General features: G+C 54.2%; 11 protein-coding genes and 2 riboswitches. All 11 genes read left to right on the top strand.

The window, feature by feature from the left end:
• Positions 1-19 precede the first annotated feature (19 nt).
• The 11 genes from gspG to ACR64Q_RS12605 all read left to right on the top strand — a co-directional run bounded on the left by gspG (position 20) and on the right by ACR64Q_RS12605 (position 20,699).
• Positions 20-451 carry a type II secretion system major pseudopilin GspG gene (gene gspG, locus ACR64Q_RS12655; RefSeq protein WP_313732281.1) on the top strand — a complete coding sequence of 144 codons (432 nt, stop codon included), beginning with the start codon at positions 20-22 and terminating at the stop codon, positions 449-451.
• Positions 436-978: a type II secretion system minor pseudopilin GspH gene (gene gspH / locus ACR64Q_RS12650; protein WP_313732282.1), complete on the top strand. Its 543-nt coding sequence runs from the start codon at positions 436-438 to the stop codon at positions 976-978. Before gspG ends, gspH begins: the two co-directional genes overlap by 16 nt.
• A complete protein-coding gene (gene gspI, locus ACR64Q_RS12645) occupies positions 975-1,349 on the top strand; it encodes a type II secretion system minor pseudopilin GspI (protein WP_313732283.1) in 375 nt (124 codons plus the stop codon). Before gspH ends, gspI begins: the two co-directional genes overlap by 4 nt.
• The gene (gene gspJ / locus ACR64Q_RS12640; RefSeq protein ID WP_313732284.1) at positions 1,342-1,920 is read left to right on the top strand and encodes a type II secretion system minor pseudopilin GspJ; all 579 of its coding nucleotides are present in this window, start codon (positions 1,342-1,344) and stop codon (positions 1,918-1,920) included. Before gspI ends, gspJ begins: the two co-directional genes overlap by 8 nt.
• Positions 1,917-2,852, top strand: a complete 936-nt coding sequence (gene gspK / locus ACR64Q_RS12635) for a type II secretion system minor pseudopilin GspK (RefSeq protein ID WP_313732285.1) — start codon at positions 1,917-1,919, stop codon at positions 2,850-2,852. The genes gspJ and gspK overlap by 4 nt, the downstream gene beginning before the upstream one ends.
• A complete protein-coding gene (gspL, locus tag ACR64Q_RS12630; RefSeq protein ID WP_313732286.1) occupies positions 2,845-4,038 on the top strand; it encodes a type II secretion system protein GspL in 1,194 nt (397 codons plus the stop codon). The genes gspK and gspL overlap by 8 nt, the downstream gene beginning before the upstream one ends.
• Complete coding sequence (gene gspM, locus ACR64Q_RS12625) at positions 4,019-4,534, top strand: type II secretion system protein GspM (RefSeq protein ID WP_313732287.1); 516 nt, start codon at positions 4,019-4,021, stop codon at positions 4,532-4,534. The genes gspL and gspM overlap by 20 nt, the downstream gene beginning before the upstream one ends.
• Positions 4,535-5,254: 720 nt before the next feature.
• Positions 5,255-5,333, top strand: a riboswitch (cyclic di-GMP riboswitch).
• A gap of 39 nt (positions 5,334-5,372) precedes the next feature.
• Positions 5,373-6,164 carry a hypothetical protein gene (locus ACR64Q_RS12620; protein ID WP_020482307.1) on the top strand — a complete coding sequence of 264 codons (792 nt, stop codon included), beginning with the start codon at positions 5,373-5,375 and terminating at the stop codon, positions 6,162-6,164.
• A 100-nt stretch (positions 6,165-6,264) separates the two neighbouring features.
• Positions 6,265-7,824: a hypothetical protein gene (locus ACR64Q_RS12615; RefSeq protein ID WP_026601185.1), complete on the top strand. Its 1,560-nt coding sequence runs from the start codon at positions 6,265-6,267 to the stop codon at positions 7,822-7,824.
• 109 nt (positions 7,825-7,933) lie between these two features.
• On the top strand, positions 7,934-9,523 hold the full coding sequence (locus tag ACR64Q_RS12610; RefSeq protein ID WP_152428810.1) for a ShlB/FhaC/HecB family hemolysin secretion/activation protein: 1,590 nt from the start codon (positions 7,934-7,936) through the stop codon (positions 9,521-9,523).
• Between the two features lie 472 nt (positions 9,524-9,995).
• Positions 9,996-10,074, top strand: a riboswitch (cyclic di-GMP riboswitch).
• Between the two features lie 44 nt (positions 10,075-10,118).
• Entirely contained in the window at positions 10,119-20,699 is a 10,581-nt protein-coding gene (locus tag ACR64Q_RS12605; RefSeq protein WP_313732288.1) for a filamentous haemagglutinin family protein, read from the top strand.
• The last annotated feature ends 347 nt before the right edge of the window (positions 20,700-21,046 follow it).

Genomic DNA, 21,046 nt, shown 5'->3' with positions numbered 1-21,046 from the left:
AATACGATTTTAAACCGCTATGAGCAATAAAAAACAGCAAGGCTTTACCCTGATCGAAGTGATGATTGTGGTCGTGATTTTGGGCATTTTGGCGTCCATCGTCGTGCCGAAAATCATGGGCAGGCCGGACGAAGCCCGTGCCACCCGCACTTTGCAAGACATCAGAGCCATCAGCGCCGCGCTGGATCTGTATCGCCTGGATAACTTCAGCTATCCGACTACCGATCAAGGCCTGGAAGCCTTGGTACACAAGCCGGCCAATCTGCCGCAAGGCGCGCGTTGGAAGCAGGGCGGCTATCTCGATCAACTGCCGGTCGATGCCTGGGGCAAACCGTATTTTTACATGCAGCCCGGCGCGCACGGCGAATTTGATTTGTATTCCTTCGGGGCCGACGGCGTGGAAGGCGGCAGCGAAGCCGGCGCGGACATCACCAATTGGGCGCAAAAATAACTCAGCTTAAGGGCTTAAACATTCGTGGCTTTACGCTGATCGAGCTATTGATTGCGATGGTCCTGATCGGCGTGATGAGCAGCATGGCGATGCTGGCGATGGGCAATGCCGATCACAGCAAGCAGCAACAATTGGAAGTTGAGCGGCTGGCAAAATTGCTGGAGCTGGCTGAGCAGGAAGCGATGATACGCGGCGAAAGTATAGGTCTGGAGTTGGTCGGTCAAGGGTATAGGTTTCTATCGCCGACCCAAGGCAAGTGGCGGCCGGAGAATACTGATGCGGTCTTCAGACAGCGGGATTTGCCAGCCGGTATGACCTTGGCGTTGACCCTGGACGAAAAGCCGGTGTACCTGACTAAGCACTTTGGCAGCAAGGTGCATCCCGAGCCGCAGATTGTATTTACCCCGGACGGGGCCGCCGATGCGTTCCAAATTGCGTTGGATTTAGCAAAAAGCGATCTCCGGTTTTGGCTGAGCAATACGGCGGACGAGGGCTTAGCGGTTGCCAGTGTCGCCATCAAGCCATGAAATATTCCGGTAACGGCGGCTTCACGCTGTTGGAAGTGCTGATTGCTTTGGCTCTGTTAGCCATTCTGATGGCCGGCTTGATCAAAATTACCGCTGATAACACCAAGAATCTTTGGTATCTGGAAAACAAAACGATAGCCGCGACGATAGCCGCGAACCATGCGGTGCAATTGCGCCTGGCTACCGAAAAACCGGAAAACCAGGATGGCTGGGACACGATGGCAGGCCGGCGTTGGTATTGGCAGGCCAAGCGTGGCGTGACGCCGAGTGTCGGCGGCACGGTCTGGGATTATCGGATAGAAGTGTTTCTGGAAGGCGACAAGTCGCCTTATGCCGGATTGCTTAGTTATGTTCCGACCGGCCATGAATAATAGCGCCAGTCGCGGCTTCACCTTGCTGGAAATCCTGATCGCGATGGCCGTGTTCGCGATCATGGCGGCCATGGCTTACGCCGGCTTGAGCGCGGTGTTGGATGCCAGAGCGGGCACGGAAAAACGCTCGGACAGCATCGCCGCGTTGCAGCAAACCCTGTATTTGTTGAACGAAGATCTGGCTCAAGCCTTGCCGCGCCAGGTGCGGGACGAATTCGGCAGCGAACAGCCGGTGTTTTCCGGCGGTAATGGCGAGGACTTGCTGACCTTGACGCGCAGTGTGCCGGAATGGTCGGCGTTGGCGATGCACAGTCAATTGCAACGTATCAGTTATCGTCTGGAAAACGGCAGCTTGTATCGGCAGGTCTGGACCGTGTTGGATCGTACCCAGCAGACGCAATTTCGCCGGAAAAAATTGCTGAACGTCGCGGCGCTTGATTTGCGGTTTTACGGCAGCGACTGGACTACGCATTGGCCGGCCGGTGGTACCGGATTGCCCAGAGCGGTGGAAGCGAATTTTAACGTGGCCGGCTTGGGTGACATTCAGCGGCTGTTTCTGGTGCGGGAATGAGGTCGCTACATCAGGCGCAATCCGGGATCGCGTTGATCACCGTCATGTTGATACTGGCTATCGCTACCGTTGCCGTGGTGTCGATGTCCAGCGCGCGGCAGTTGGATATTCGCCGCACCGAAAATCAGCTGCGTAGCGCGCAAGCCTGGGAATACGTGTACGGCTTGGAAAGTTGGGCCATCGGCCGGCTGGCTGCCGACGCCACGGCCGGTAAAGTAGATGGTTTGGCTGGAGATTGGTCCATACCGTTGGCAAGGACAAACGTCGTCGGCGGCACGATGCAAGCACAGATTGAGGATTTGCAGGGCCGGATTAATCTGAACAACGTATTGGTGGAGGGCAAAATTTCCAAGGACGATATCAAGCGCCTGGAACGCTTGCTGGCCATTCTAAAACTGAAAACCGAGCTGGTGCAGGCGATTGCCGATTGGGTTGATGCGGATATGGATGTCAGCTATCCGCACGGCGCGGAAGACGAAACCTACACCCGCCAAAAGCCGGCTTACCGCGCCGCTAACCGGCAATTTGCCGATGTCAGCGAGTTGCTGTTGGTGCAGGGCATGACGCGCGAGACCTATCTGAAATTGCTGCCTTATGTCTACGCGGTGGAGGGTTACGCGCCGCTGAATGTCAATACCGCCAGCGCTACGGTGTTGCGTTGCTTGGCGGACGACATCAGCGCCGATCAGGCGGAATCCATGTTCAGAGCCCGAGGCAAGCCTTTTGCAAAAGTCGCCGAATTTTTAAAGGATGAAACGGTTGCCGACGCCGGCATCGGTAAATATGGCTTGGGTGTCAGTTCGCAAAACTTTTTATTACAAGGGCAAATCGATATGGGCAAAACCCATTTGCAGTTTGAGTCGCAATTGCAGCGCGATAATGGTGGCGCGCAAGTGGTGAAGCGCCAGCGCCAGGGCTTGGCGCATGGCTGAAAAACTGCTGGTCAGATTAGGTGCCGAATCTGCCGATAAACTGGAATGGTTGAATCTTGCCGTGCCTGATAGTCGGCCGACATCAGGCACGATGGCCGAGTTGGCAGCGGCTGCGCAGGGTAAGTCTGTACTGCTGTTATTGCCGGCCGCTTCAGTATTGTTGCTGGAGATCGAGCTGGCGGTTAAAACCACCGCGCAACTGAAAAAAGCCTTGCCGTTTGCGTTGGAAGACCTACTGGCCGAGGACGTGGAAAATTATCATCTGGTTTGGTTAAAGCAGGACCGGGATAAACTCGCCGTGGCGGCGATTACGCACGACACATTAGCGGCGCGGCTTACTCCGTTTCGCGAAGCCGGTTTAGAGCTGGCAGCTGCGTATCCGGAAACCTTATGCCTGCCGTATCGGCCTGGACAAACGACTTTGTTGCTCGAAGAAAGCAACGCAATTTTGCGCAGCGCTGCCTATTTGGGCGGCGGCGTGGATGCGCAATTTCTGCCGCAACTGCTGGAAAAAGCCTGTGCCGAAGGTGCCGATTTCCAGACTTTACTGATATGCAAACACAGCGAAGACACCCAGCTGCCGGATGGTTTGGCAAATAACGGTTTGGAAACAGTCATAGCCAAGCCTTTGCAATTCATGGCGAGCTCAGTCGAGTCATTGCCAGCCGAGCTGAATTTGTTGAGCGGTGCGTATGCCGTCAGTCATCGTCCAAAAGGCCGCTGGCAACAGTGGCTGCCGGCGGCCATCATTTTGGCTGCGGCCTTGGCGGTGCAGAGCTACGCTTTACTACATACCTATTGGCAACAACAAGCCGAACTAAGCGAGTTGGAAGCGAAAAGCCAAGAGCTGTTCAAACAAACTTTTCCCGATGTGAAACGCATCGTCAATGTCAAAGCTCAGGCCGAGCAACAGCTGGCGCAGCTCAGAAAACAACAGGCTTTTGCCGGTAGCGGCTTCATGCGCTTGATCTACCGTTCCGGATTGGTGTTGAAAGACGCGCCGGCCGTACACTTGAAAAAGCTCAATTTCCTGAACGGCGGTTTGCAGTTACATCTGCTTGCCGACGACATCGGCCAACTGGAGCAATTCAAACAGCAGTTGCAAATCAGCATGCAGGTGAAAATTCAATCCGCCGACAGCGGCGCAAACGGCGTGGAGGCGCAACTTGAGATTCGCGAAAAATGATTTAGCGCAGCGTTTTGCCGAATTAACGCCCAGAGAGCGAGTACTGGCGCTGGGTGGTGTGCTGGTCGTGCTGATGTATGGCGCTTACCTGCTGTTTTACCAACCAATTGCTGAACAAAGCCGCTTGCTGACCCTAAAAATCCAGGCGCAACAGCAAATCTATACCTACTTAGAACAAGTCGGTAACGAAGTGGCGGCTTTGCGGCAACAGGCTACGGTTGATGCACCGGCATTGGAAGGCGCTAATCAATCGCCGATGGCGGTAGTCGATTTCAGCAGCCAGCAGCTGGAGATAAAACCGGCGATCAAACACCTGTCGCCGGAAGGCGAGGATAAAGTCAGCGTCTGGCTGGAACATCTGGCCTTCGACCGACTGATGTCCTGGCTGGCGATTCTGGAAACCAAACACCGCTTGCAAGTGCTGCAAATCGATGTCGAAAAACCGGCCGATGCTGATGGCATCGTCAATGCCAAGGTCTTACTGGGTGTTGTTTAGTCTGCTCAGGTATCGTCGCTCCCTCGCAGGCGGGAGCCCAGTTGCCGCAGCTGATTTGCTGCGCGGTCCCAAGGCGTCCAGTTTCCCCTGAATGCCGAGTCCAGAATTCATTGATAGCTTAAAACTTGCCTTCCATGGCACTGGATGCCCGCTCTTGTGCCCTGTGGGTATCCCGGCGGGCATCACGGACTTCTTGGGTTTAGCTGAAGTAGCTCAATAGTCAGGATACGCCTTGCCGTCCACAGCTCACGACAATTCATACCTGGACCACGTCCCACTGCTATTAAGTTAAGAGCGGATGGTTCTATCTCCCCTCATCCCAACCTTCTCCTGGAGGGAGAAGGGGCTTCTTCCTTCGCTCAATGGCAGTGAGGCAATGCCCGCAAAAAGAATCTTAAATTTCATAGCTACCGCCCGCGCCCGATCATCCGCTGAATTTTCGTGTTAGCGGTCGGCTTTGTAATACAGATGTATTACATGTCACGTGAATTTAACAATGCTGTAACCGAAAAGCCGCTATTGCTCTGGAATAATCCGCGTCAAGTTGAAGGGTCGAGGATCGGCAGTTCAGCAAGGATTCAGGAGCAACTAGGGAACACGGACGGCACGGACAAGGAGCGGCTAAGGAAGAGGATAGGGAGGAGGCTAAGGGGGAAATGGTAGCGGGGGCAACAAAAGCGGCGCTGTCAGGATGTTAGATAGCGTCGAGTACGATCTAAAGCGTGTAAAAGCCAAACTCGTTGTGAAGCGGGGACGGAAAGTCACAGGTCTTGCAGGTCAAGACGGCTGGGCTGTCACCTTATGTCATTAATCGAAATTTAAACATGAGGTTTTAAAAATGAAATTGTCTAAAAAATTGTTGGCAGTTGCAGTATTGGCGGCGGCCGCTTCAGGCGCCGCGGAAGCGCGTATCCAAGCTATCGGTGATGCAACAGCAGACGGTAGCGAGTTTTTGTTCAACCTGGTTGACTACACAGCGAAAACTTCATTTACACTGGATTTGGGTATCACTGTTGAGCAATTTCTGGCTAACCCTAGCCAATCATTGTCTTTCTCACTGAGCGACAACAACTTTCAATCATTCGCTGCTGCTTACACTGCCGGCAACGACGTTGCTTGGGGAGTTTCTGGTGGTCATGGGATCCTGGCTGACCTGACTGACCTGCCTAAATTTGGTTTCTACACAACGTCAGTAGTTCCTTCTCCTGCCGTCATCGATAGCAATGCAGGCGACATTGGTAATACTATGAGTAAATGGAACGTTATGGTTGGTTCTGTTCAAACTCAAGATGCCAATTCTAACAATCTGAGCACCTTTAGAACTGTTGGCCAACAAGGTTATACAGCTGTTTACGGTAACGATTTCCAAACTGCTTTGCCATTTGCCGCCCAAGGTCAGTTAGGCAATGCTTTGGCGTTCGTTCATGAAAAAGTCAATGCCGACGATTTCGATACTGGAGAATTGGAAACTTTCCCAGGTACATGGAATTTTTCATTTAGCGGTAACGTGGGTTCTTTGACCTATACCGCTGCACCCGCTGCTGTGCCACTGCCTGCCGCAGTTTGGATGTTCGGCGCCGGCTTGATGGGCGTACTGCGCGCCACTCGTCGTAAATCATTGGCGGTTTAATCCCGCAAACGTCTTGAGCCGGCCGGATTCTGCTTTGCTGGTTCCCCCTTCATGAACGGGTCGGCTCAAACTTTAAATTCAATCAATTGAGAGATATACAATGAAAAAGCAATTATTGTCTGCTGCTATCGCAGTGGCTTCTCTGGCAGGTTTCTCGCAAGGTGCATCCGCACATGCGCCAAGCGTCACGCCGGATATCGAAATCTTTATGTCCGGCGCTAGCGCGCAAGACAAAGCCCTGGCGGCATTGTTTGTTAATTTGTGCGACGCCGGTACTTTGGATGTATTTAAAGACAACGGTACAGCGGGTTCCGAAGGTAAAAACCATAGTGCTTATTTCTGCACACTGAACTCTACTAACGTACCCGGCCTGACCGTCAACGGTGCTGCCGCAACCACGGCTAAAGTATTGTTCCACAAACGTTCTGCCGGCGGTTCTGCGCAAGGTGTTAACCCGCTGATCGACGGCGTGGCGATTGCTGCTATGCGTATTGACAACGGTAACTGCACCCAACAAGGCGCGACCAACACTTGGTTTTGCAACGCCAGCGGCGCTAACCTGACCAACGTGCTGTCCGATGCCGGTATTTCCGATGTCGAGCCAAAATTGTTCGTCGGTCCTAACAAACCTTCAAACGCTAGCGAAGTTGATCCAGTTAAAGCAGATGCCGCACTTAACGTGGTGCCAGCAGCGGCCTTGGTATTTGGTGTGCCGGTTTCCGATAACTTGTATGTGGCTTTGCAAAGAGCGCAAAACCTGCTGGCCGGTTTTGGCGGCAGCTGCGCACCTGGCGATTACACCGAAGCCTGTATGCCGAGCTTGAGCAAACAACAAGTGGCTGAATTGATCTCCGGTCAAATCAAAAGATGGTCCGAGTTTAAAGTAAACGGCACTGCCTTAACCAGCTTGACTGCCGGTTTGACTTACACCGATTCCGACGGCACTGTCAGAAACGTTACCCCTAACGATACCAAAGTGCATTTTTGCAAACGTATCGACGGTTCCGGTACCGGCGCGCAACAATACGTCAAATTCCTGAACAACCCTTGCAGTTCTGCCGGTTTGTCACCTGATTGGCCTGGTTCTCCATTGGCGGGCCCCGTGAAACATGAAGTTAGCGGTTCGGGTGATATGGAATTGTGCTTGGAAGACTTTGCCGATGGTGAAACTGCTTCTAAACAAATCACCACTACCAACCCTGACGTGTTCAACACTGCGGTTAACACTGCCGGTAACAGAGGCTGGGCCATCGGTCACCAAAGTTTGGAAAACAACGCCACGCATGCCAAGCATTACCGTTTTATCAAAGTGGACGGTGTAGCACCAACTCTGGAACAAGCTTTCAGAGGCAAATACATGGATTGGGTTGAGCAAACCTTCCAATGGCGTAAAGCTATCAGCGCCGATAAATCCACTGTTATCGCTAAAATCGCTGCCGACGCGGCCGCACCAACCATTTTGGCTACCGAGTTGAACATTAGTTTCGTTCACCCATTCGGTCAATCAGGTTATTTGGCTATCGGTAACGGCAACAACTTTACCGACACGTTCAATGTCAATTCACCTGTTATGCCTTACTCGCACGCGGTAGCGGGTTCTTTGAGCAACTGCCAAGTGCCGGTTATCAAAAACTCTACCAACACCAGCAAACCGATGTAATCAGCGTGTAACAAACCTTTAGTGTAATAGCTAGAGGTTCGCGCAAGGATGCGCATTGAATACAAACAGCCTTCGCTTGCGGAGGCTGTCTTTTTTTGCGATGGGTGAAATGAAACAACATTTGTTTTTAGGCTCGGTCCGTTTCGGTTTGGCGGCTGTGTTATTGACGGCTAGTGCGCTGGTTTGCGCGGAAGAAGCCGGCAATCAATTCGATTTACTGGAGCTGCGCCTGAAAGGCAGCACTTTATTGGACCGGAAATTGGTAGAACGCTGCGTCTACCGGTTTTTAGGCCCGAAAAAAACCATCGATACCGTGGAAGAAGCGCGTAGCGCACTGGAAGAGCTGTATCGCAGCAAAGGTTATCAAACTGTCTCTGTGGATATTCCCGAGCAAAACGTGGTGGGCGGCGTGGTGTATTTACAGGTGACGGAAGGCAAGGTATCGCGTTTGCGAGTCACCGATTCCCGTTACTTCTCGCTGGGTGCCATCAAAGCCAAAGTACCCGAGCTGGCGGAAGGTAATGTGCCCAATTTACCGAAAATGCAGGAGCAGCTGACCGCATTGGCCGGCGAGAGCGAGGACAGGAGCGTAGTACCGGTGCTGCGGGCCGGTGAAACGCCGGGTACGCTGGAAGTGGATCTCAAAGTTAAAGACGAATTGCCCTTGCACGGCAAAGTGGAAGTCAATTCCCGCAATACGCAGAACACCAGTCGGTTACGGACTTTGGTGTCATTGCGTTATGACAATCTTTGGCAAAAATTTCATAGCGCGTCGTTCATGTATCAAACCTCCCCGGAAAATCCGGACGAAGTGGAAGTGTTGGTTGGTAGTTATGTGCTGCCTATCATCGACGACGACAAGCGTCTTGCTCTATACGCGGTCAGTTCGTCTTCCACGTCGCAAATTGCCAGTGCCGGCGCGTTATCCGTGATCGGTACCGGTGATATTTACGGCGCGCGTTTTGTGTCGCCGCTGAAGACGCTAAACAATTACACGCACACCGCGACGCTGGGCGTCGATTACAAAGACTTTAAGGAAGATTTGAATTTATTAGGTTCGGATACCTTAAAAACCCCTATCAGTTATTTGCCGTTCATGGCGCAGTACAGCGGTAATTTGCGCGATGCCGAGTCTTTGTTGTCTTTCAATGTCGGGGTCAACTTTGCGATACGCGGCTTGGGCAGCGATGAGCAGCAGTTTGCCGACAAGCGCTTTTTAGCCAGATCCAATTTTATCTATCTGAGTGGTGGTATGGACTACCGGCATAACTTGCCGTGGGGTATGGAAGTGGCGGCGCGGATGTCCGGACAGATTACCGATTCGCCGCTGATCAGTAACGAGCAATTTTCGATGGGCGGTTTTCAAACCGTGCGCGGCTATTTGGAAACTAATGCACTATCCGATGACGGCGTGACCGCCTCGCTGGAATGGTATAGCCCAAGGCTGGTGCCGGACGCATGGGACGAGTTCGACAAAATGCGGGCACTGGTGTTTGTCGATGCCGGCAAAGGCTGGATTGTCGACGCCTTACCGGGCAACGCCAACGAAATGGCACTGGCCAGCACCGGGGTGGGTTTACGTTTCGATATGTTCAAGCATGTGCAAGGCGAGTTTGATTTCGGCATTCCGTTGCTGGACCAAGGCACTGTCAGGCGCGGCGAGAACAGGGTGGACTTTAGGATTGCAACACAATTTTAGGGTGCGGCGGCTGAATGGTTGCGGAAGACGGGAGCGAATTAACTGGTGTCTTTGGGTTATTCGCTCCGGTCTTTTGTTACTTAAGAGGAGCTCTAAAAACGCGTCATTTCCGCGTATGCGCGAGCCGCAGACTGCGCTGCAAATCCGGTTTGTGATTTTCAACGCCCCTCATTTTTCAGGGGCGACCACTAAGTAATATTATTATTTTTGCCTTACTAATTATTTATTATGAATATTACATATTTGTTACAAATCTATTTTCTGTAATAAATATGTAATATTTTATATTGCCTTGATACTACTTTTGTACAGTTATTATGCGGCTGTTTTAAATTAGTATTTACTCCGAATTAAATGGTTATTTAGGCAGTTAAAAGTTATTTGTATTTATTCACCGCGAAGCACAACAATCCCTCTCCAACGGGAGAGGGCAGGGTGAGGGGGGGTGAAAACGAGGCAACTTACCGTTTTATTTAAATATTGCTAAACCCGTTGCGAAGCGGGGGCGGAAAGCCGCGGGTCTTGTCAGTCAAGACAGCCGGGTTGCCAACCGATTTTTTATGCGGTTGTTTCTTCGATTGGCACAGGCGATATTATGACTAATAGACAACAGCACCAGCATGACGACGCGGTATTTTTCAGATTAAATCCCATTGCGGCTTGCGTAAAGTCGGCAGTCGCCGGCAGTATGCTGATCGCTTTTGTCTCGCCGGTCTGCGCCGAATTACCGGTGCCCAGCGCGGTCTGGGCCAGCATGGGCGGCGCCAACCGTTCCGTAGTCGGTAATAATATGACCATTAATCAGGAAACCGACCGGGTTATTCTGAATTGGGATAAGTTTAATGTCAGCGCCGACAGTTCCGTCGAGTTCAAACAGCCCAGCGCCAGCGCCATTGCCCTAAACAAAATCGTCGATCCCAGCAAAAATCCCAGCCAGATTTTGGGCTCGGTAACCGCCAACGGCCAGATATATCTGGTTAATAAAAACGGTTTCGTGTTCGGTAGGGATTCCGTGGTCAATGCCCGTGGGCTGGTGGCGTCGACGATGGATGTCAGTTTCGAAAAAACCTTTGATAAGGAAACCATAGGCACTGTCTCCAAGGATGGTCGCGCTGCTTTTCAAGGGTCCGGTGATTTTTATCAAAAAAACGGTGACGGTAGTTTCAAGCTGGATGCCGACGGTCAAAAAGTCCCCATCGAGATCAAAGTGGAAAGCGGGGCGCGGATCAAGTCCAGCGAGGCCGGCCGCATCCTGGTGATTGCCCCGAGCATCATGAACAAAGGCGATGTGGAATCGCCCGGCGGTCAGGTAATCATGGCGGCGGCGACCGACAAAGTGTATTTGCAGGAAGCGCCAACAGCGGATGATAGGACCAATAACGATGTGCGCGGCTTGCTAGTGGAAGTCGAGACCGGCGGTAAAGTGGAAAACTTGGGTAACATCGCCGCCAATCGCGGTAACGTCACCTTGATGGGCTTTGCCGTCAAGCAAAGCGGCAAGGTATCCGCAACCACCTCCACCAACGTCAACGGCACGATCCGCCTGTTGGCGCGGGAAGGTTTTACTACCAAAACCGAAGGCGGCGAGACTGTTATCACCGCGAAAGCCACCACCCGCACCGCGGATAAAGGCGACGGTTTGGGCCGTTCCGCACAAGTGACTTTGGGCGCGGGCAGTACCACCGAGATTCTGCCCGAGGTGGAATACATCGAGGAAACCCAAACCCTGGAGTCCGGCGAAACCGTCAAGGTGTTGGTAGAGAAAACCGCTGTACCCGGTCAGGTGCAGCCGCAATCTCGGGTCGAGATTATGGCTGATAAGGTGCATTTACAGGCTGGGTCGGAAATTAACGCGCCTTCGGGGAAGGTATCAATTACCGCGACTAAATCGCCGTTAAATCCGGTTGCCGACAACAGCCTAAAAAACGATAGCCGGATCCTGATCGATGCCGGCGCGAAAATCGATGTGTCCGGTACAGATAAAGTCATCCGCACCATGGAAAGCAATGTCTTGGAAGTGGAGCTGCGCAACTTTGAATTGAAAGACGCGCCGTTGCAAAAGACCGGCATATTAAAAGGTAAGACCGTCCTGGTGGACATCCGCGAAGGCACGCCGCTGACCGATATTGCGCCCACCGTGGCGGGGATTGGTCGGACGGTCGCCGAACGGATGGTTAAGGGCGGCGAGATCGCGCTTAACTCCGAAGGCGATGTCATCCTGGAAAAAGGCGCGGTTCTGGACTTTTCCGGTGGCGAGATTACCTATCTGGATGGCTTTATTACCACCAGTAAGCTGCTAGCCAATGGCCGCTTGGTCGATATTAGCGAAGCCGATCCTTTGGTGCCTTACGAGGCGATTTACGGCGAGGTGGTGAAAAAATATCAAAAATGGGGCATCACCAAAGTCTGGAAAATCGACGGTCCATTCACGCTGGCGCGTTTCGAGCCGGGTTATGTCGAAGGTCAGGACGCGGGCAGCTTAATGGTCAGAGCTAACAACGCGATTTTAGACGGCGAACTGCTGGGTAAAACCACCAACGGCAGGCGGCAGCGGACGCTGGCCGAGCAAGCCAAGGGCAGCCGTCTGACGGTAGATATCGCGTTTACCCAGAGTAATGCGCAGGCATTGATTTTCTCCGCTGGCTTGCAAAACAGCATTGATTTGGATATCGACGACGTGTTCCCGGTCGGAAATGACGGTTTGGCCATGGCTTTGGCCGTGGATGCCAACAAGCTCATCGACGGCGGCGTGCATACTGCGGTGTTTAAAACCAACGGTAACATCAGCGTCGCCGACAATGCGACCCTGCGCTTGGTCGCCGGCGGCAATCTGACGTTACAAGGCGGCGCGGTTGACGTGCGCGGCAATATCGTCGGTGCCGGGGCCACGGTAAAGCTGGAAACCGCCGAAACCAACGGGGCGGGATTGCAAGGCGAGATTAACCTGGCTTCCGGGGCGACGATCGATTTGCGCGGGGAATGGATTAACGATTTCGCCCAGCCGGAAAATCTTGACGGCAAGACGGTGGCCATAGACGGCGGTACTTTTATTGCCAAGGCCAAGGGTAACGGCGGCGGCGTGAATTTGCGGGCCGGCAGTTTGATCGACATCAGCGCCGGCGCCTGGTTGCACGAAGACCGTACGCTGGAAGCCGGTAAGGCGCAAAGAACCACAGGTAAGGGCGATACCTTGCAAGAGGGCGGCATTGTGTTGGTCGCCGAACCTGCCATAGACAACGCCGGCGCCAACGTGCTGATGGAGGGCGTTATGCACGCCTATGCCATGCAACAAGGCGGCGGCTTTACCGTAAAAGCCAACGCGGTCGCCATTCGTCGGGAAGAAACCCCGAGCAGAGGCGATGGCGGCGTGCAGCCTTTGCAAATTGCCACTGCGTTTTTCGGTGAAGGCGGCTTTGCCGAGTTCGATATCGGCGCAAATCTGAACGGATTGACGGTGGAAGACGGCGCCAATATTGAGCTGAGCCAACAGAACAGAGTACTAAATAACACCTATCTGGAACAGGCCAACGCCGACGGTATCGAAGCATTCTCGGATTTGACGACGTTGTTGCCGGAACTGCGCGCACCCAGCAAATTGACCTTGCGATCCGATCATGCCGCCGGGATTAATGCCAACAGCAATTTGCTGGTGGCTGCTACCGCAACGATTAACGCCGACGATTTAAGCAGCGTTACGCTGGAGTCCGATTCGTCCCTGGTGCTGGATGGCCGGATCGTCGCGCATGGCGGTACCGTGGCTCTGGATATTATTCCCGATCAAAGTGAGGTCGATCCGCAGTACCAGCAGAATCAAGGCATCTGGCTGGGTAGCACTGCCCGCATCGATGTGTCCGGCGGCAGTCAAATTACCGTGGACGGCTTGGGCCGGCGTATCGGTAAGGTTTTTGACGGCGGCAAGGTGGTCGTCAATGCGCAACGCGGCTTTTTTGCCTCCCAGGCCGGCTCTTTGATCGATGTGTCCGGTAGCCAAGACATCCTGGATTTACCGGTTAATAGTCCCGCCGCGATAGGTGCGAGTTTTGCTGCCACGCTAGTAGGTTCGCATGCCGGCAGCATCAATATTACCGCCGCCGAAGGCGCGTTCCTGGACGGCGATATGCAAGCCGCCGGCGGCGCTGCGCCCGGCACCTCCGGCGGTAAGCTGTCGGTGTTTCTTAATGTAGACAATCGTGCCGATCCGGATGTAGAAAACTCCATCTTTCCGCGCGCGCCGCGCATTTTGAAAATCTCCCAGGAACGGAATGTACCTTTTTCTGCGGCTTTTTCTAAACCGGGCGATTCATTACCCAAGAAAGATTCGCCCGGTGATCGGCTGACCGGCATTGGCTATCTGGCCGCCGAGCAGATTAGTGAGGGCGGTTTTAGCTCTGTGGATCTGGCCGTATCCGGAGAGAAGGGTGAGATTCGTTTTACGGGCGATGTCGATCTGCAACTGAATAACGCTATTGCTTTGGATGCAGTCAATTTCGGTTGGGAGCGGAAATCCGCCGCTGATACCGGTAATGTGCAAATCAGCGCCACCACCGCGACCTTGGGGTCGGATAGCTATCGCGCACCGATAGTAAAAACCAGCAACGGCGATGGCCGATTGGCGGTTAATGCCGATTTGATCGATTTGGTCGGTGGCTCGGTAACGACCGGTTTTAATACGGTTGATCTTGCCGCCGATGGCGATATTCGCCTGAAAGGCATACGGATCGACAGTAAGGAACTGGATTTTGTCGGCGAATTTAAAACCTTTTCCAAGCTTAATTTAACTGCGGCGCAGGTTTATCCCACCTCCTTGACCGAGTTTACCTTGGCGGTCACCGGCGATCAGAACGGCACGGTGACTTTCAACAAAAGCGGTAAGGCCGCGCCGGTGCTGTCCGCCTTGGGCAGTTTGACCGTGCAGGGTCCGAATATCGTCCAAAACGGCGTGCTGACCGCGCCCTTGGGCGAGATCGTTTTGGAGGCGACAAAATCGGTGACCTTCGGCGCCGACAGCATGACGTCGGTTTCGGCCAAGGGGCAAATCATCCCGCTGGGCGTCACCCAGGGCGGCCTGGAATGGCTGCTGCCCTTGGCCGGCACCGGCAACAATCTTAACGTGGTCAACCCCGATCTGAAACCGGCTGAAACGGATAAAAAGCGGGTGTTTGAAAGCCCAGAGAAGAAAATAACCGTTAAAGCCGCGCAAATCCTTCGGGAAGACGGTGCTTTGATGGATTTATCCGGCGGCGGCGATTTATTGGGCTTCGAATTTATTCCCGGTGATGGCGGTTCGGTAGATGTTCTTGATACTGATCAACGCTTTGCGGTAGTGCCGGGTATATCCGGTTATTCGCCGTTCGACCCCAAATCGTTTCCCGAGTCAGGTTTGAAGACTGGCGATAGCATTTACATCGGTGCCGGTAGCGGCCTTGCCGCCGGCTACTATGCCTTACTTCCGGCTCGTTACGCCTTATTGCCGGATGCATTTTTGGTGTCGCCGGTCGCCGGCAGCGCCAATGCAATTCCCGGCACCAGTAGAACCCGGGTCGATGGCGCTGCTGTCGTTACCGGCTACCGGAGCGTTGCCGGAACAGACATCCGCGATCAGTATTGGTCCGAGTATGTGGTCGAAGCCGGCAGCATTGCTAAAACTCGTAGCGAATACAACATCAGCTCGGCCAACCAATTTTTCGCGGATAGAGCGGTAAATAAAGAACTGGCGATTCCGCGTCTGCCGCAAGATGCCGGGCAATTGGTGCTAAACGCCAAAACCCGTCTGGAGCTACCCACCGTGGTGGCCGATGTGGTCGAGGGCGGACGTGGCGGCTTGGTAGACATCGTGGCGGATAAATTGGCCTTGGGCACAACCGCCGCAACCGACGATGTTGAATTGTTGGTTAGCGACCTGGATAAGTTTAGAGTGGATAGCTTGTTGCTGGGGGCGGTGAGAAGCTTTGACGCCGCGACCGGCCACACCAAGCTGGATGTCATCGCCAAGTCGGTGACGGTAGCCCAAAACACGACCTTGAAAGCACCGGAGGCCTTGCTGGCCGCCAGCGAAACCGTCACGCTTGAACAGGGTGCCAAAATCGAAGCCAGCGGCGCGGTTGCGGATACCGATGGCGATACGGTGCTTGAGGTGAACGGCGACGGCGCGTTGCTGCGCGCATCGGCGGGCAAACAGGCAACGATCAACCGAACCGGCGCCAAGGGCTTGAAAGGCGATCTAAACATAAGTGCCGGCGCGGTAATTTCGGCCGGCGCGGGTTCGGTGGCGTTGGACTCGACACGGCGGACCAAAATGGCCGGCGAATTGAATCTGGCCGGCGGTTCCTTGTATCTTGGCGCGGAAACTATCAACCTCGGCGAAACCGCCGGCGTATCGACTGGCCTGTCGCTGGATAATACTCAGCTCGCACACTTGACTGTTAACGAGTTGGTGTTGAGCAGCCGGGGTATGGTCAACTTGTACGGCGAGTTATTGCAAACCGATGCCCTTGGTCAGCCTTTTCAATTCGGCGATTTACGCATTGATGCCTTGGGTCTGGCCGGTAAAGTCAATGTCGGGAAACCCCTGTCTTTGAATGCGAAAACCCTGAGTATTGCCAACAGCAAGTCTACGGGCAGCGTTTTGCCGGGCGACGGCAGCGGGGTATTGAATATCAATGTGCAACAGCTGTTGTTGGACCAAGGTAAATTCCAGCTGTCGGGTTTTGCCGCAGTCAATGTTAATGCCGGCGAGCGTATGTTGGGCAAGGGTGACAGCACCTTAACCGCATTGACTGACTTGAGCGTGAATACGCCGTTTGTCAGTGCCGAGAATGGCGCTAAAACCATCATCAATGCCAGCGGCCATGGCTTGTCTCTCACGGGCGGTAGCCAGACGCTAACTGCCGGTACCCAAGGCATAGCCGCGCAATTATTGTTGGAAGCCGATAGCATTGGTTTGAACACGGCCTTGTTGTATAAAACCGGTAATGTGGCCTTGAATGCCTTGCAGGGTAATGTGACTTTGGGTGGTAATGCATTGATCGATGTGTCCGGCGCGGTGGCTTATGCCGGTCTGAGCAAGCCGGTGAATCTGTCCGGCGGCAAAATCGGTCTGAGTTCTCAGCATGGCAATATCAGCGCTGAAGCGGGCAGCAAGCTGCTGTTGAACGCCAGTAACGCCGAGATGCTTGCCGGTTTACTGTCCGCGCAAGCCGGCGCCGGCCAGGTGCAATTCAACGGTTTTATCGATGCTCATGGCGTCGGTAAGGCAAACGGTGGCCGGGTCGCCGTTGACACCGGCAGTTTGAGCGCCGGCGGTTTTAGTGCTTTGAATAATGTATTTGCCGCCGCTGGGTTTAGCGGTGCTGTCGAACTGAGAACGCGTAGCGGCGATATCGTGGTTGACGCCGGGCAAACCGTGAATGCAAATGCCATCAATCTATTCGCCGATACCGGCAATATCAGCGTCGATGGCACCTTGGATGCGTCCGGGGCGAATGGCGGTTCGGTGACGCTGGCAGCCGAAGATCTGCTGACGCTGAATAGCTCGGCGCTGATTCTGGCGAACGCGCAAGCGGCGAATGGCAACGGCGGCAAGGTCAGTTTGTCGTCTATCGATGGGTCCGCATTAGATGGCGCGGGCATTGATATCCAGTCCGGTGCGCGCATCAACGTTGCAGCGGCTGGAGCCGGTGCGGCGGGCGAGGTGTATTTACGTGCCGACCGCGACGATACCGACGGCGACGGTCTGGCGGACATTAACGTCAAAGCCATCGCCGCCGGTACTATCGTTGGCGATACCGACGTCACCGTTGAAGGCGCGCGTATTTATAACAATAGCCGTATCGCCTCCGCCGAACAGCAGGCGATGCATAACGATAATCTGGCCTATATGAGCGATTTGGCGGCGGCTAATGTCGCTAACAGCCGCTTCGGCGCCGACTTTACCATTATCCCCGGCGTAGAAGTTCGCAGCAGCGGCAATTTGACCATCGCCGAGACGTGGGATTTGGGAAAACTCGATAGCGGAGAAGCCTGGCGTTATGGCGCGAATAACGATCTGGTTGGGGTGTTAACGCTTAGAGCGAAAGGCAATTTGTTAATCAATGCCAATTTGAGCGACGGCTTTTCCACCGGCGTTTTGAATTCCGCAAGTTTTGGAGCGATCAACGTCAGCGATTATTTGCAAACCGGTGCTTCATGGAGTTACCAGCTGATCGGCGGCGCCGATTTGGGTTCCGCCAATGCGATGACAGTGCTGGCCTCTGCCAGTCTGTTGACCAGCGCCGGCAGCGGCGACGTCAGTTTAGCCAATGATGTCAGCGTGCGGACCGGCACCGGCGATATTGATATTCGCGCGGCTCGCGACTTGGTCTACGGTAATGCAAGCTCTTCAATCTACACGGCGGGCCGCGCGGATGCCGACGACGCCAAACGCTGGGGTAGTGGCGGGCCGGATTTAGCCGCGCTGTTCTATGCCGAATATCCCGTGGATGGCGGCGATATCAGCATTCAGGTTGGGCGCGATATCGATGCCAAACCTAGTGCGCAGTTGCTCAGCGATGCGTTGGTACGTACCGGCGATTGGTCCAACAGCAATCAACACAGTACGGAATTTGATTCGGAACGTCCGACAGCCTGGGGCGTGGCCTTGGGTATTAGCGATTCAAGTGGCTTTTCTCGTCAGCATCAGCAAAGCGTAACCGCCTTCGGCGGCGGTAATGTCCGCATCAGCGCGGGCGGAAATGTCGAAGACTTGTCGGTGATGATCCCTACCACCGGTAAACAGGTAGGTGAAAGGGATACGCCGGTGGCGGATGCCACTGTTATCACGTTTAAGACCAATGTGGTCGAAGTGAACGGCGGTGGTAATCTGCAATTGCAGGCGGGTGGGGATATCGCCGGCGGCGTGTTTTATGTGGATGGCGGGGCGGCGGATATTTATGCGCACGGATCGCTGAAAGCCGGAACCAACAAAGGGCTGAATCCGATACTGGCTTTGGGCGATGCGCAGTTTAATGTAGTCGCCGGCAAGTCCATGGCCCTGGAAGCGATTGTCGATCCGATGTTCGTGACCTTGCCGGATTCGGTCGATTTGATCAATGGCTCGTCGAATCGGTTTTTCCGCTACAGTACCGACAGCAAGGTGACATTGACCACGCTTTCCGGCGACCTTGGCCTGGAAAACGACATCGCCAGTTTGAAGAAGGCCACCAATACCAATATTTCCGAAGGCTTTTTGGTTTATCCCGCCGGCCTAAAAGCCTACGCACTGAACGGCAATATTGCCGTGGACAAGAGCTTCACCTTGTACCCATCGGCGCAGGGTGACTTGGAGTTATTTGCGGCTGAGAATTTAACCGGTAAGGGTAATCCGCGGATTATTTTGAGCGATGCGGAACCAGCGGCATTACCTAGCGCCGCATTGCCCTTCGTCGGGTCTTCCTTAACCGACTTGGACAATGTGCTGAAGGTTCTGGATATTCAGCAACCGCAATCGCCCACCGCGATACATGCCAGCACGCCGCTGCACGCCAATGACCCGAATCCGGTGTTGATTAGCACCGGCAGCGGCAGTATCGGCCGTATCGACGACGATATGGTGTTTGTATTGGCCAAGCCGGCCGAGGTCAGCGCTGGTCAGGATATTGTCCGCGCCACGTTCAATATTCAACATAACAACGCCGACGCTGTCAGTATCTTTAATGCCGGCCGGGATATTCGTTACACGATTAATATTCACCCCGATACCGGCAATATCATCGAAGCCGATCAAGGTATAGACGTGGCCGGTCCCGGACAATTAACCGCGCTGGCGGGCCGGGATGTAAATTTGGGATCGTCTATTGGTATCACTTCCTCAGGCGATCAGTCCAATGCCGCGCTGGCGGATGACGGTGCCAACATTACCGTGATTGCCGGTTTGGCTGGCGGTGCGCTGAACAGCAATGGCTTTGCCGAAGGGTTTATGCTCAACTCGGGTAAATACGTCCTGGAAAATCAGCGCTACCTGAATTTGTTCGTGCAGGAAATGCGCAGCATCACCGGCGACTCTTCGTTAAGCGTCGATTCCGCCAAACTGGCATTTAGCGGGCTTTCCACGGTGGATAAGGCCCGCCTGGACAGCAAGCTGTTAAGCGTCGTGCAAAGCGTGTTTTTGCAGGAGGTAAAAGCCAATGCAAGCACGCTGGCCAAAGCCACTACCAAACAGGCTCAGGATCTGGCCGAACTAAAACTGCTGGCTACCATCGAGTCGCTGTTCCCCGGTACCACCTTATTGGCTGGCAATAGCGATTACCGCATTGACGCTGCGAACGGCATTGTAATCAACGCCGATACCAGTGCCAGCAATATCTTGAACAATCTGAATGCCGTGTTACAGCAGAAAATCGAAGCGGAGTTGGCACGGCAGGGTAAAACCTTTGCCAGTGCTAGCGACCGCGAGAAAGACGACGCCCGCGAACTGGTTAGGCCCAAGCTGGGCAATATTTCGCTGTTCTTGAGTTCGATACAAACCAAGGACGGCGGCGATGCCAATCTGTTTACTCCCAATGGCGGCATCACCGTGGGTTTGGCGACCGCCGATATTGGCTTGGCAAAGGAAGATGATGAGTTGGGCGTGATCGTGAAAAAGCAGGGGGAGGCCAATCTGCTGGCCCGCAACGACATCGACGTGAACATCCAGCGCGTGGTGACCTTGGGTAACGGCAATATAACCGGCGGTTCCACTGAAGGCGATGTCGATGCCGGTCGTAGCGCGCAAACCGCATTGGCGGCTCCGCCGCTTAAAGTCAGTTACGATGCGGCGGGTATGCCGGTACTGGAAGTATCGCCGGTGTTGCAAGGTGGCGGTATCAGAACGGTGGGAGCAGGGGACGTGTTGTTGTTTGCACCGCGCGGCATCATCGACGCCGGTGAGGCGGGTATCAGAGGCAATAACATCACGCTGGCCGCAACCGCCATCGTCGGCGCCGATAATATCGATATCGGTGGTTCTGCCGTGGGTGTGCCAGTGGCTGCGACCGGCAGTGTCGCGGCCGGTTTGACCGGCGTCAGCAACGTGGCGGCTGCGGTCGGCAAGTCGCTGGATAGTACCGGCAGCGTCGGCAAGGAAGCTGCCGAAAAACTGGCTAAGGCAGCGACCAACACCTTGGGTATCTTGAGCGTGGATATTTTGGGTTTTGGTGAATAGCCTGCTGTCTTGCTATTCAGGCTGAAAATGGCCGAATTGCCCGCTGTGTTCGCAGCGGGCAATGGGTTTGCCGCCTTTCGCGGCCACCCCGGCCCTATATCACCGGTATTTCGTTCGAGCTGAGCTCGTCAAAGCCCAGAGTGGTGTGCCCTTCGACAAGCTTGTATGGTAGAGGTTAAGAGAATCGGGGAGACTTTGGTTGTCGGGATGGAGGGACATCGACAAGCATCTGCTAAGACAGACCTCACTGAGAAATCATCCCATCGCGTCTTCCAGAGTCGATGAAGAATCTAGCGGTTAGACCGCCGATTTGTGCACAAGCTTACTCGGCAGACGCACCACCCCGA

This window comes from Methylomonas sp. 2F7, from assembly GCF_057126975.1.
The sequence above is the reverse complement of the archived record's forward strand: the minus strand, read 5'-3'. Positions and strand labels throughout refer to the sequence as shown.

Excerpts from the sequence above, each read along its gene's own strand:
- ACR64Q_RS12620 (WP_020482307.1), top strand. The coding sequence starts at position 5,373 with ATGAAATTGTCTAAAAAATTGTTGGCAGTTGCAGTATTGGCGGCGGCC.
- ACR64Q_RS12605 (WP_313732288.1), top strand. The coding sequence starts at position 10,119 with ATGACTAATAGACAACAGCACCAGCATGACGACGCGGTATTTTTCAGA.
- ACR64Q_RS12615 (WP_026601185.1), top strand. The coding sequence starts at position 6,265 with ATGAAAAAGCAATTATTGTCTGCTGCTATCGCAGTGGCTTCTCTGGCA.
- gspK (WP_313732285.1), top strand. The coding sequence starts at position 1,917 with ATGAGGTCGCTACATCAGGCGCAATCCGGGATCGCGTTGATCACCGTC.
- ACR64Q_RS12610 (WP_152428810.1), top strand. The coding sequence starts at position 7,934 with ATGAAACAACATTTGTTTTTAGGCTCGGTCCGTTTCGGTTTGGCGGCT.
- gspG (WP_313732281.1), top strand. The coding sequence starts at position 20 with ATGAGCAATAAAAAACAGCAAGGCTTTACCCTGATCGAAGTGATGATT.
- gspI (WP_313732283.1), top strand. The coding sequence starts at position 975 with ATGAAATATTCCGGTAACGGCGGCTTCACGCTGTTGGAAGTGCTGATT.
- gspL (WP_313732286.1), top strand. The coding sequence starts at position 2,845 with ATGGCTGAAAAACTGCTGGTCAGATTAGGTGCCGAATCTGCCGATAAA.
- gspJ (WP_313732284.1), top strand. The coding sequence starts at position 1,342 with ATGAATAATAGCGCCAGTCGCGGCTTCACCTTGCTGGAAATCCTGATC.